This is a genomic window from Lysinibacillus sp. NPDC093190, assembly GCF_050280425.1.
Taxonomy (GTDB): domain Bacteria; phylum Bacillota; class Bacilli; order Bacillales_A; family Planococcaceae; genus Lysinibacillus.
Genome location: NZ_JBNNVG010000003.1, coordinates 70,718 through 83,447, shown reverse-complemented (window position 1 = coordinate 83,447; position 12,730 = coordinate 70,718). Strand labels below are relative to the sequence as shown.

Here is a 12,730-nt window from a genome sequence, read left to right as displayed (position 1 = left end):
CATGATTATTTATATTATTTTAATCCTCGTCATTCTACAAAGATTGACAGAAGTTTTCATTGCAAAACGCAATGAAAAATGGATGCTTTCACAAGGGGCATATGAAGTTGGTTCCTCTCATTATCCATATATGGTTTCTTTGCACGCCGGTTTTTTCCTATTTTTAATTATTGAAGTAGTTACTAATCATAAAAGTTTATCGCCTTTATTTCCGTTTTTGTTCATATTATTTATTGCTGTTCAAGCATTACGCATTTGGTGTATTCGTTCATTAGGGTCTTTTTGGAACACAAAAATACTCATATTACCCAATGCAGAAGTTGTACGGAAAGGCCCTTACACATTTATGCGCCACCCAAATTACGCTGTGGTTTGCTTAGAAATTATTCTTCTGCCTTTAATGTTTCAAGCATATTTCACAGCATTTTGCTTTACACTTTTAAATGTGACAATGCTATCCGTACGCATTCCAATTGAGGAAAAAGCTTTGCGAGATGCTACAAATTATAATCATATATTTCAAAAGAAGATTTCGGAATCCTAGCCGAAATCTTCTTTGTTTTTATCTTTAATGCCATTCCCAATTGAACGGATCTTGTAGACCCTCGCATGAATTATTAGACTCCTCTTCCGTTAATAAGCATGTGTCCAATTCTTTTATAATCGAATCTTTATCTAATTCAACGCCAATTATAACAAGCTGTGTCATGCGATCTCCGAATTCCTCATCCCAATCCTTTAGTACCTCGGGGCTTTGCAAGAAAACATCCTGCTGCTGTTCCTTTGGTAAAGCAGCTACCCAATAAGAAACGGGCTCTATTTTTGCCGATGAGCCTGCCTGTGATAGCAATAATGCAACATCTTGATGCTTTGCACTCCAAATAATCCCCTTTGCTCGAACAATCGTTTCCGGCATCTGGTCACACCATTCTACAAAACGCATTGGATGAAAGGGTCTTCTACGGATATAGGTGAACGAAGAAATGCCGTACTCCTCCGTTTCAGGTGTATGATTTTCATGACCAAGCTCTAATTCCTTTAACCAACCAGCCGATTCCGATACTCGTTCAAAATCAAAGCGTCCAGTATTTAAAATCTCTGATGGTTCTATAATGCCGTTAATTGAACGAATTAGCTTTGCTTCGGGTTGTAAAGCACGTAATATACTCTCTAATCTTTCGAGCTCTTCACCTGATACTAAATCACATTTGTTTAATACAAGGACATCACAAAACTCGATTTGCTCAATGAGTAAATCAGCAACATCCCGTTCATCCAATTCACCGACCGCCTCCTTACGCTCTAATAGACTTTCCCCTGACTGAAAATCATGCCAAAAGCGATTCGCATCTACAACAGTCACCATCGTATCAAGCTGGCAAAACTTTGTTAAATCAATACCTAGCTCCTCGTCTAAATAGCTAAACGTTTGGGCAACGGGTATTGGCTCGCTAATCCCTGTCGACTCAATTAAAATATAATCAATAGTACCGAGCCTCGCGAGACGCTCAACCTCCTGCAATAAATCCTCGCGTAACGTGCAGCAAATGCAACCATTCGATAACTCTACAAATTTTTCCTCTGTACGTGAAATACCGCTTCCATTTGCAATTAACTCTGCATCAATATTAATTTCACTCATATCATTGACGATTACAGCTACACGCATATCTTTTTCATTTTGTAGAATGTGATTCATCATTGTTGTTTTACCAGAACCTAAATAACCACTTAAAACTGTAACTGGAATTTTTCTTGTCATTTTCACAACTCCTCAAATCGTAATGATTACTGTTTACAGTTTGTAATTAAAACATAGAATCCTACAAAATGCAACGCTAAAAACTTTGCAGAAATACGATATTGACATATTTCAATAAAAATAATAATGTATAAAGCGTAATTATTACGATTTAAAAGGAGGTTATTTTATGCGTGTACAAGTGACATTAGCCTGTACAGAAACAGGTGATAAAAACTATATCACTACAAAAAACAAACGAACTAATCCTGAAAGGCTGGAGCTTAAGAAATATTCCCCGCGCTTAAAAAGAGTTACATTGCACCGAGAAACGAAATAATATTATACCTAATCTGAACAAGGCATGATATGATTGCTCTACAACTATGTAGAATTCTCTAATAACATAAAAATGGCTGTTTCAAAAGTCCTTTTCTTGCTTTTGAAACAGCCTTCAACAACACACTTTATACAGTTTTATCAGTATTTATTTCTATAGTTAGCTCGTTCAATTTGTGGTCCAAATCATCAAGCAAGTGTAATTTATGAATCAACTGCTTTTCAAAATCCATTGATTGAACCAATACCTTATTTACTTGAGCATTTATTTCGCCAAAGCATTTTTAATATGAGCAAGATGATGCTTTCCATGCCAAGCATATAAGGCTACAGCTTTTTCAAGTGTCATTAATCCTGAATCCGGATGATTAAATGCTCGTTGTAATTGCTCTTCTGTTAAGCTTGTTAGCAAATAAACCCAACGTTCATGTAAGCTCTCAATCATTTTATACGATGTTGAGGCAGGCATTTCTGAATCGGGAAGCTTTGCCCAATCTTCCTCATTGTAAGGCTTTATCGTTGGAATATCCTCCGTCAAAGCTAGCTTAAAACGGATATAGCTATTCATATGACTATCTGCAATATGGTGGACAAGCTCCGTAACCGTCCAGCCATTTTCTCGGTAGGATTTTGTTAATGCTTGTTCGTTTGCTCCATTAAGAGCCTCTGCTAGTTGTTTCGGTAATAGACGAATATCCACAATCCATTCCTTTACTTGCTGCGCTGTAACTACTTCCGGAAATTGAAATTGTCCAATTGGATATCGTAAATCGGTCATGTAGCTCTCCTCCATTTCTATTTTCTTACTTTTCATATTACCAATTTTATATTTTTTACGCCATTTGCTTTAATTGTTTTAAGCAAAACCCTCATTTTGTAAGAAATTCAGCTTACAAAACGAGGGTCATCGTGTGAACTATTCATTCTCTATTCATTAATATCGTAAATTAACGTATCAAAATAGCTTCCATTCGTATAAAGTAAAATTGCCCATTCACCAGGTTTTGGGATTTTCACACTTGAAGGTGTATGAGCATCTGCACCATTAACAGGTCCACCAAGTCCTATAGTCCAACCATCTACCAAGATGGGATACACCGTTTTAGAATCTTTATGATACCCGACAATTGTTAACTTGGTATTATGACCTTCTTCAATTCCCCAAAGATGCCACATCCATTTTTGAGTGTTTAAACTCGGTATATTGGACCCGATAACACCTGATTTATCCTCATTACCAATAATACCTCTCTCTCCAAATTCTACTGCCTTTTTGTCCCAATCAATTGATTTAAAGTCATTTTCCTGCACAAAATCAGGTAAATCATTTGGCAGAGCAACCGCTTTCTCATTCATTGAACAGCCTACCAACAATAACAACACCGTTACAATTAGTACCCATCTCCCCATTACTACACTCCCTATAAGTTATGGCTATTTCCTATGAAACGAATTTTTCGCGCAAATTGTTACAGAGTATTCAGAAAACTTTACATAAACTACTATTCTATAGCTCTCATCACAAATTTAACTAACGACTTTAGCGGATTAGCAATCGTTAACGTTGATTCTTTTTCGAATTGCTGTGCGGCTTCAACCATTGAAAGTTGCGCAACTGAAATTTGCCGTTGCTCCTCCGCTAGATGATGAAGAGTTTGTCTAATAGTGTTATTATACGCTTCCTTTTTCCCCTGCATAATCAGTTCAAAAGTATTGTCGACAACTTTTGCTACTACATCTAAAGTTTTTTCATGTTGCTCAGCGTATTGCTGCAGTCTTTTCAACGTTCCTTCCACAGTCTCCGAATTTGTAAAAAGAATCGTTTGAGGCTGTTTTTCTTCACATATTATTTCAAAGAACGGCTCATCTATTTTAATAATTGGAATAGAAAGTTTCAGCTGTTCTTCCTCTAGCAATGTAATATAATTCGTACACGTTATTAAAATAGCATCCATATTACAACTTTCCATCCATTCAAGTTGCTCTTTAACCTTAAAAGCTAGCCCGTCAGTCCCTTTCGAAACTTGCTGTATAAGACCTGGATCCACAAAATGGACTAGTTCTACGTTCTCAATGTTTTGAAATGCCTGTTCTATACACTCAATATTTGAATGATGTGCATGTAAACAGCCAAGCTTTTTTCTCAAGAGCAGTCCCCCCCTAATTCGTAAGCTGTTTTTCCATTGTCGCTACAGAAAGAGAGAAACCGTTACGATTTTCTGCCTTGCCCTCTCTTGTGACAACATAACCTAATGAGCGATACAACTCAATATTTCTTGGTACACTCATACGTACTTTACATTCGCTAATCGTTTTTCCTTTCGCCCATGCGAATTGTTCAAGCTCAGCAATTAATGCTTTAGCCAATCCTTGTCCTTGCTTTACTGGAATTACAGATAATCTAAAAAATAAATCCCCTGAGCACTAAGTGTAAATCTTACCATCGCAACAGGTTGTTCATCGATATATCCGATGAAGGCATGCTCTCCTTTCTTCATCGCCTGTTCAATCGATTCAATCGTTTCACTTAGTGCACTTGATGGTGGTGTTACATGTTCATACTCTTTAAAGGCCTGTAGCATAACATTATGAATTACTGAAGCATCCTCTACTTGTGCTAAAATAATGTTCATCTGTCAACACTCCTTTTGTGATTAAAAATACATTATAATGCATCTTTAACCACAAATAAACCGCATTACATAAGATAATGCGGTCACTACTATTTATTTTTTGTTCACAAAACGTATTGCTCTACTCATAACAGTTGGAACGATTGAAGCATGATTTTCCTCCAACGCTTCATAGAAGGAGATATCCATGATTTTCTGTAATTTACTCGCAATTTGTTGCGCATCATCAACCATAAAGGTTTCCAGTTCTCCTACACCGATGAATAATTTTTCATAAGCAAATGGAAGCTCTTTTAAAAATTTTGACGCATAACCTAATAGTTCATGCTCATTCCACCAAATAGAAGGGCTAATCGCTATATAACGTTGGAAGCTTGATTGATGATGAAATAATTGCCAAAGAACAAAATAACCTGCTAATGAATGCCCGAACAGTGCTTCATGTTGTATATTTACAGGGAATTGAGCCCGAATACTTGGCTTTAACTCCTCCTCTAAAAATCTATTAAAGTTCTCTGCTCCTCCATGTTTCTCATGGCCCTTACCTTTAAATCTTGCAGGATAAGTATACGTTTCTGCTTGTCCTGTAAAATCATAAAATCGTCGTTCATGCATGTCAGCACCATGCCCAATGCCAATGACAACGGCTGGTAAGACTCCTGTTTTAGGTGCATTACGACTTTGTAGGCGAACCGCTTCCTTTACAAGATGGAAATATGACGATCCATCTAATACGTATAAGACTGGAAAACCTTCTTCTGGTACTTCTCCGTTCGGTACATAAATATTTACCGTATACGTATAATCCGTAAACTTCGATACAATTTGCTGCGTCACATAATCAAGTGTTTTCTCGATTTTCTCCTCAATCATTTGTCGGCCTCCTTCATAACATCATAGCCATAACATACTGGTGTTTTCGTAACTGGATCTTCCATAATACGTGCATTAATATTGAATACGTTCCGCATAACATCTGCACATAAAATTTCCTCAGGTGTTCCAGTTTTCGTTACAGCTCCCTGCCTCATTGCAATTAAATGATCTGAATATCGTGCCGCGTGATTAATATCGTGCAATACCATAACAATCGTACAACGATGCTGTTCGTTTAAGTTTTTCACAATTTCTAGCACCTCTAACTGATGTGCCATATCTAAATATGTTGTAGGTTCGTCTAATAGCAAAATATTTGTTTCTTGCGCTAAGGCCATTGCAAGCCATACACGCTGGCGTTGACCTCCTGAAAGCTGAGCAAGCTCTCGATTTCGGTACTCCATCGTATTTGTTACATTTAAAGCCCATTCAACCATTTCCTCATCCTTTTTTGTTAAGCGATTAACGTTATTTCGATGTGGATAACGACCATAAGCAATAAGCTCCTCAACCTTTAACTGACCTGGGGCAATAGGCGTCTGGGACAAGATTGCTAGCTTTTTCGCAATTTCCTTTGTCGATAAATTTTGCATGTTTTGATCCTGTAAATAAACCGTGCCCTGTTGCTTCTTTAATATACGACCAATTGTTTTTAATAGTGTAGATTTTCCACATCCATTGGGGCCTATAATGGTCGTAACCTTTCCTTCTTCAATTGTTAAATTCAAGCCTTCAAACACACGAACCTGCTCATAGCCAGAAGATAAATTTTCCATTCTAAATGCAGTTTGCACACTTTTTCCTCCTATGCCTTCGATTTCACTAATAAATATAAGAAGTACGGAATCCCAATTATCGAGACAACAATACCAACTGCCAGCTCAGATGGCGCAAATACTGTTTTTCCTATAAAATCAGCTAAAATAAGCAATCCCGCACCTATCAACGCACTGACTGGCATGACGTAACGATGTTGAATACCAACAAGCTGTTTAGCAATATGTGGTGCCATTAATCCAATAAAACCGATACTACCTGATACCGATACACAAGCACTGACTAAGCCGACGCTTGCCAATAACAGCTTCATTTTCTCTTTTTCCACTGCTATCCCTAAGCTAGTAATGCTATCCTCTTCTAATTGAAAATAATCGAGCAAATACGATTTCCGATGAACATAAAAGCCTAATAAAATAAGCCACGGCAACATAGTCACAACAAAAATCCAATTTGCATTATAAATAGAGCCTGCCATCCAAACTGCGGCTGCTTCATAATCCTGAGCATTCATTTTTAATGATAAAAACAGTGACAATGCCCCAAAGCCACTATTAATCGCAATCCCTGTTAAAATTAGCCGTTGCATATCTAAATGGCCGTTCTTCATGGCAACCGAGAAAATCAACACTGCTGCCATCGCACCACCGACGAATCCAAAAATCGGCATCATCAAAATGGATAACCAGCTACTCATATCTGCAGATGTGAGACGTAATTGAAAGAAAAACATAAATATAACCACTGCTGCACCAGCCCCAGCATTGATCCCTAAAATCCCAGGATCCGCTAGGCCATTACGCGTAATACCTTGTAGCACAACCCCTGCCATCCCTAGGCCAACACCGACTAATCCCGCAATGACAATACGTGGTAAACGGAAATCAAAAATGACAAGATCAAATTTTGGATTTGCTTCAATGCGCAGCAATGTTTTTAAAACATCCATCACTGACATATCAAAGACACCATTTGTAATATGGAGATAGCCGGCGCCAAAAATAAATAACATAAGTATGGAAACAGTCATGACGAATACACTTGAGGTTTTTTTACGCACGTTGTTCACCTCCGTGTTTACGAACTAAATATAGGAAGAATGGAACACCAACCAAGGCCGTTAATACGCCGATTGGAGTTTCGAATGGGTAATTAACAAAGCGACTAAGTACATCACAAAGCGCTAAGAAAAACGCCCCTACTACAGCTGCACATGGAATGATAAAGCGGTAATCAACTCCAACAAGGAAACGTGTAATATGAGGAATGACTAACCCTACAAATGCAATCTTCCCTACAAGTGCAACAGCCGTACCTGTTAAACACACAACAGCAAGCATGCTAATAATTTTCACTGATTTAGTTTTTTGCCCAAGTCCAATAGCGATATCTTCTCCTAGTGAAGTTATCGTAATAGCTTTTGCTGATAATAATGCAAGAACTAAACCGACTAGCCCAAATGGAATAGATAGCATGAGCATATCCATGTCCACCATATGTACCTTTGTGTTATACCAAACACTTACCGTTTGTGATACTTGGAAATACATCGCAATGGCTGTAGCAATACTACTTAAAAACGTACCAATGACCGTACCAATAATGGCGAGCCTTACTGGTGATAAACCATTTCGAATTAAAGAGCCAAAACCAAATACAATACCTGCTCCTAATGCTGAACCGAACATTGAAAGTAAGATCATTTGGTAATTTGGAAGCCCTGGGAAAAATACAATTGCTATCGTAATCATAAATGCAGATCCATCATTAACGCCCATTAATGATGGAGAGGCTAAATAATTTCGTGTAATACCTTGCATCACTGCCCCCGCTACTGCTAAAAATGCTCCAACCAATAAAACTGCGGCAATTCTAGGAATACGCCCAGTTCGTATAATTTGGTGGTCAACATTTGAAGGATCGAATGCTGTAATCGCCTGCCACACCGTTATTGCGCTAATGTCTTTTGTGCCATACATAACGGATACTAATGCCACAATCGCAATTAGGAATGGAGAAACTGCTAATATTGAAAATGCCACAATGTTTGTTTTTTTCAACTTCCACACCTTTTTCTATATCAATTATGCCTCGGCATAATTGCCGCTGCCGCTACGCTTTCGCGCAGATAAACAATGCGTCCGGAATCGGCTTTGTGCTTGCACAAAGCACTCCTTTCCGATTCCGACATCCGCCGGAGGCTTTAACTTCTTTTAGCGGATGTTTGGACACTCGCTGAAAGAAGTTAAACTCTATCTTATAAAAAGCTGGTAATAGCCTGGTGATGCCACCAAATCTACTACCAGCCTCTCTAAACTATTTAAGTAATTTTTCAGCTGCGATGTCTAAGAATTTTACCTTAGACCATGCCGTACCACCTTGTGCTAAAGGTTCAATGGCATTCACGAAAACCTGATTATTTTGTGATGCCTTTAAGCTTGCAAAGATTGGATTCTTTTGTAGCTCTTCTAATGCTTTTGGTGCATCGGCATTTTCTGATTCCTCGAATTGAAGGAAAATAGCATCAGGATTAACCTCTGCTAATGTTTCAAGAGATAGTTCAGCCTGTGCCTTTGCAGTTTTTAAAACCTCTGGTATTGGAGCCCCTAAATCTTCATACAGAACAGGGTTTAAGTAAACTCCTGCAGGATAGATATACATGATGCCACCACGTACTCGAATAACTAGAACTTGCTTGTCCGCTAACTGCTCTTTAGATTTCACTTGAGAATCGGCAACCTTCGCTTCATAATCAGCAATAATTTTTTTAGCCTCGTCTTCTTTACCTGAAAGTTGTGCAAGTAATATTAAGTTCTCTTTCCAATTTGTAGAGACATGTGAATATGGAATCATCGTTTGAATTTTATTGAGTTTTTCAGCCATTTCCTCAGGGTATTTTGAGGAACCTAGAATAACATCTGGATCAAGTTTAAGAATGGCTTCAGTATTCGGTGTCATTTTATTTCCAACAAGCTCAGCACCTTCAAATTCAGAAGCAAGATATGATGGAATTTTCCCACCGATATCAAGCACGCCAACAGGCTTAATACCGAGCATTGCCGCATCTTCCATAGACTCTAAGCTTGCAGCTACTATGTTTTTGACATCTGCGGCAATTTCATATTTTTCACCTAAGTATGTAATCGTCTGTGTTTTTGCTTGATTTGTTTGCGTTTCTGTTGCACTGGTTGCTGCGGCATTATTTGTAGATGCAGTAGACTCTTCTGCTTTATCCGTACCACAGGCAGCCAAGGATAAAGCTAATAGAGCAGGTGCACACATTTTAAAATATTTATTCATAGATATTCTCTCCTAACAAACATAATTATATTGATAATGATAATCATTTTCAATTATAAGTCAATAGAATATATGGCTTTAATTGATATTCATTATCATTTATGGATACTATCCTAACAAAGAGAAAAGCAGTTGTGAATGGACAATTTCATGAATCACATGGACTTTTGCCGATTTTTGAACAACAAAAAAGCTGCTTCTTTTGTCAAGAAACAACTTTTTATACGTATTTAGCTTCCTCAATCATTAATTTCCGATAAGCTGTTGGGGACATTCCAGTACATTTTTTAAATACTCGACTAAAATAAAAACAATCTGCATAACCTACACATTCAGCTATTTCCGCTACTGGTGAATCGTCATATTTTAGTAACTCCTTCGACCGTCGTATGCGATATTCCGTTAAGTAGACGCTAGGATTCATCCCAGTATGCTGTTCAAACAGATAGGCAAACCTACGACGCTCCACGCCAAATTCTTCAGCAATTTTCGAAACAGAAAGTTGTTTAGCATAATTCTCATGTATATACTGTAAAGCTTGCTCCATCTGTTCACTAGCTGTATCAAGTACCTTCACTTTTGCCGACATAAGAATGGCATCCAATAAATTCATAAATAGAGTCTTTGCTTTGAATATTGACATATTACCTGGCATTGCTTGGCTTTCTATTAGCTGCTGTACATAGTCAATAATTTTTGTATGATAGCCTGTATTGATTAAAAAGTGCTGATTTGATAATGAATATTGAGGTATTTCTTCGGGGGGGATATGATAATGAACAACTGCATACTCCCATTCCTTATCGCTAGTAACTTTAATTTCGATTGACATTTGTGGCCCTGCATGCACGACCATACCCGGCTCCATTGCATAAGGGATGCCGTTAAAGCTAAATATAGCACTACCAGCAAGCGGCACAACCAAACCACACTTCCCGGGGGCTGTTGTTCGACCAATATCTATTTGGCCTGGCTCCATTCTATTTGTAAAAACATCCGTAAAACTTACAGACGCATGTGCATAGTAATCAATTAAATGCTTGATATCCACTTTATAGCTCCTATATTCTGGATTTGTGAAAAATGATGCACATCATGATCTACTAAACTAGCAAAATAACCGTAAAGTGTTAATTCTGAAGCACCTATTGTAAAAGGCTGTTGCCATTGCTTATCAACGATTTGATAAAGTGCGTCAATTAGCTGATGTCTCTGATTGATAAAATTAGTTATCGTTTCTTCTTTACTTTGAGCACAACTATTCCTTGCTGCATTAGCATTCATCTCTTCTACATCTGGCCCTTTTAGTAAGCTTTCTTCTGTAAAAAGAAACGGTAGACGTTGTTTTACTACGAATTTATCCCATGGAGTAAGATGCCCAATTACCTCTGCTACTGTCCATTTTCCAGGTTCTATAGGCATACGCCATTGTTCTTCGGTTATGTTTGCTAAACTTTCCACAAATACGATAGATCTTTCATAATGCGAGATTAATTGATATTTATCGTGATACAAGCCTTTAGCTCCTTCGCTTCATTTTAGTAGATAATTTGTAGCTTCGACCAACTTAATTCCCACTGCTTGTTTCGAACTCTATTCATATAAACTTCATGCCTTTGAGAGCCTTTTTGAAAATATGGTGTAGGAGCGACAATCCCAGTAACTAAGTGCTTGATACCATGAGGTGCAGCTATTTCAAGTATTCCATTAGTAAGCCTCACACCAATAGCTGTCGGTATTTCTGGAAAATGAGCCATACCATCAATAGATGATTGATAAGGTTCACTATTATTTACTACATGCATTCTCGCTTGATTTTTCACAGACCAAGGCTCATTCGGTAAATACTTCGTCAATTCTTGTTCATACTGCTTCTCATATTTTTCTGAGCGATTTACTTTATCAAAATATATCACATCAATATCGGCTAATGGTGTTCTATGTTCCTTATCATGTAAATAATCCCAAACCTTTGTACGAATAAATCCAGCACATATCCATGAATCAGGTAATTGTAGCTTCTTTACGGTTGATAAAATAGCCATCATCCATTCATCTGCTGCAATTAAGTTTTTTAGCTCTTCTTCTGTTTTTATCAGCTTCATTCACCTCTGAATTTGTCATACCAATGCTTACACTACTTCCTAATTAATGATCCACAAGCCATGTTCTTATCTTTTTAGCAACATCCTTAGGTGCTTCACGAAAAATATCATGGCCTGCATCAGCGATCGGTTCAATATCCAAGTTTTTAATGCTAGTTTGCAAAATTTGAATACTCTTCTTTCTAGTAGATTCTAATTCGTTTGGTTTTGTTGCGCGTATCAATAGAGCCGGACAATGCACCTGTTCAACTTTATCTGTGATAGGTTCTGCATAAATACCTTTTATGATAGATTGCCCTGTAAAAGTAGAAATCGTTAGTCTAATTTCTCCATCCAGCTCCTTAACTTGAGCTTTTGATGCCTCTTCCAACTCTACTGACCATCGTGATAGTTCTTCTTTTTCCGATTCAAAAAATACGTCCCAAGATGGGAATCTTTCTTCATCGCAAAATTTCTCTATATCTTGTAATTCGTTTTCTAATGTTATGCCTAAATCTTTCGGTGACAAATAACCACCATCTAACAAAATAATTCCCTTTATTCGTTTTGGGTATTTAGCGGCATAATGTAATGCCAAATCAGCTCCAAAAGAATGGCCAATTAAATAATAAGATTTATTACCTAACTGCTGATTTATTGTTTCTTCTATGTCTTCAATCAAATTGGAAGGAAAATAAGCTTTTTCTTCTTCCAAGGCTTTTGCATAGCCGTGTCCAGGTAAATCAAAGGATACGATATGATACTCTGGTAAATGTTTTGCTAGTTCTCCAAATGCTAAGCCGGTACTCCCTAGCCCATGTAAAAAGACGAAAGTTGGATTTTGTGAGTCGCCCCATTGATAGATATTTTGTTTCATTCCTACCACCCCCTTCTGTGTATAATAAATTCCATTAATAACAATAATAACTATTTACAGTTCAATTTCAAAGGGGCTAAGCAGATGAAAGTAAGCATGAGGA

Annotated in this window: 17 protein-coding genes; 2 read left to right on the top strand and 15 right to left on the bottom strand. The window is 37.5% G+C overall.

What is annotated here, in order from left to right; genetic code table 11:
- The first annotated feature begins 1 nt into the window (after position 1).
- Positions 2-544 (top strand): isoprenylcysteine carboxyl methyltransferase family protein, encoded by a 543-nt coding sequence (locus ACQKOF_RS03975; protein ID WP_427553921.1) that lies wholly within the window; start codon positions 2-4, stop codon positions 542-544.
- A 24-nt stretch (positions 545-568) separates the two neighbouring features.
- On the opposite strand, the gene ACQKOF_RS03970 is transcribed toward ACQKOF_RS03975, so the two are convergent.
- Complete coding sequence (locus ACQKOF_RS03970; protein ID WP_427553919.1) at positions 569-1,762, bottom strand: GTP-binding protein; 1,194 nt, start codon at positions 1,760-1,762, stop codon at positions 569-571.
- Between the two features lie 169 nt (positions 1,763-1,931).
- Between ACQKOF_RS03970 and rpmG the strand changes: the two genes are divergently transcribed.
- Positions 1,932-2,081: a 50S ribosomal protein L33 gene (gene rpmG, locus ACQKOF_RS03965; protein WP_053481849.1), complete on the top strand. Its 150-nt coding sequence runs from the start codon at positions 1,932-1,934 to the stop codon at positions 2,079-2,081.
- Positions 2,082-2,345: 264 nt separating this feature from the next.
- On the opposite strand, the gene ACQKOF_RS03960 is transcribed toward rpmG, so the two are convergent.
- The 14 genes from ACQKOF_RS03960 to ACQKOF_RS03895 all read right to left on the bottom strand — a co-directional run bounded on the left by ACQKOF_RS03960 (position 2,346) and on the right by ACQKOF_RS03895 (position 12,627).
- Positions 2,346-2,858 (bottom strand): YfiT family bacillithiol transferase, encoded by a 513-nt coding sequence (locus tag ACQKOF_RS03960; RefSeq protein WP_427553917.1) that lies wholly within the window; start codon positions 2,856-2,858, stop codon positions 2,346-2,348.
- A 149-nt stretch (positions 2,859-3,007) separates the two neighbouring features.
- Complete coding sequence (locus ACQKOF_RS03955) at positions 3,008-3,490, bottom strand: hypothetical protein (protein ID WP_427553915.1); 483 nt, start codon at positions 3,488-3,490, stop codon at positions 3,008-3,010.
- A gap of 92 nt (positions 3,491-3,582) precedes the next feature.
- Complete coding sequence (locus ACQKOF_RS03950; protein WP_427554158.1) at positions 3,583-4,233, bottom strand: hypothetical protein; 651 nt, start codon at positions 4,231-4,233, stop codon at positions 3,583-3,585.
- 7 nt (positions 4,234-4,240) lie between these two features.
- The gene (locus ACQKOF_RS03945; protein ID WP_427553913.1) at positions 4,241-4,447 is read right to left on the bottom strand and encodes an N-acetyltransferase; all 207 of its coding nucleotides are present in this window, start codon (positions 4,445-4,447) and stop codon (positions 4,241-4,243) included.
- Between the two features lie 23 nt (positions 4,448-4,470).
- Positions 4,471-4,713 carry a hypothetical protein gene (locus tag ACQKOF_RS03940; RefSeq protein ID WP_427553911.1) on the bottom strand — a complete coding sequence of 81 codons (243 nt, stop codon included), beginning with the start codon at positions 4,711-4,713 and terminating at the stop codon, positions 4,471-4,473.
- A gap of 93 nt (positions 4,714-4,806) precedes the next feature.
- Positions 4,807-5,586: an alpha/beta hydrolase gene (locus ACQKOF_RS03935; protein ID WP_427553909.1), complete on the bottom strand. Its 780-nt coding sequence runs from the start codon at positions 5,584-5,586 to the stop codon at positions 4,807-4,809.
- The gene (locus ACQKOF_RS03930) at positions 5,583-6,365 is read right to left on the bottom strand and encodes an ABC transporter ATP-binding protein (protein WP_427554156.1); all 783 of its coding nucleotides are present in this window, start codon (positions 6,363-6,365) and stop codon (positions 5,583-5,585) included. Before ACQKOF_RS03930 ends, ACQKOF_RS03935 begins: the two co-directional genes overlap by 4 nt.
- Positions 6,366-6,394: 29 nt before the next feature.
- Positions 6,395-7,426, bottom strand: coding sequence for a FecCD family ABC transporter permease (locus ACQKOF_RS03925; RefSeq protein WP_427553907.1), 1,032 nt, complete (start codon positions 7,424-7,426; stop codon positions 6,395-6,397).
- The gene (locus ACQKOF_RS03920; protein ID WP_427553905.1) at positions 7,419-8,426 is read right to left on the bottom strand and encodes a FecCD family ABC transporter permease; all 1,008 of its coding nucleotides are present in this window, start codon (positions 8,424-8,426) and stop codon (positions 7,419-7,421) included. The genes ACQKOF_RS03925 and ACQKOF_RS03920 overlap by 8 nt, the downstream gene beginning before the upstream one ends.
- A 256-nt stretch (positions 8,427-8,682) precedes the next feature.
- Positions 8,683-9,666, bottom strand: coding sequence for an ABC transporter substrate-binding protein (locus ACQKOF_RS03915; RefSeq protein WP_427553903.1), 984 nt, complete (start codon positions 9,664-9,666; stop codon positions 8,683-8,685).
- Between the two features lie 220 nt (positions 9,667-9,886).
- A complete protein-coding gene (locus ACQKOF_RS03910) occupies positions 9,887-10,717 on the bottom strand; it encodes a helix-turn-helix domain-containing protein (protein WP_427553901.1) in 831 nt (276 codons plus the stop codon).
- Positions 10,699-11,181 carry a DinB family protein gene (locus tag ACQKOF_RS03905; protein ID WP_427553899.1) on the bottom strand — a complete coding sequence of 161 codons (483 nt, stop codon included), beginning with the start codon at positions 11,179-11,181 and terminating at the stop codon, positions 10,699-10,701. Before ACQKOF_RS03905 ends, ACQKOF_RS03910 begins: the two co-directional genes overlap by 19 nt.
- A gap of 23 nt (positions 11,182-11,204) precedes the next feature.
- Positions 11,205-11,771, bottom strand: a complete 567-nt coding sequence (locus tag ACQKOF_RS03900; protein WP_427553897.1) for a nucleotidyltransferase family protein — start codon at positions 11,769-11,771, stop codon at positions 11,205-11,207.
- A gap of 43 nt (positions 11,772-11,814) precedes the next feature.
- Positions 11,815-12,627, bottom strand: coding sequence for an alpha/beta fold hydrolase (locus ACQKOF_RS03895; RefSeq protein WP_427553895.1), 813 nt, complete (start codon positions 12,625-12,627; stop codon positions 11,815-11,817).
- Between the last annotated feature and the right edge of the window lie 103 nt (positions 12,628-12,730).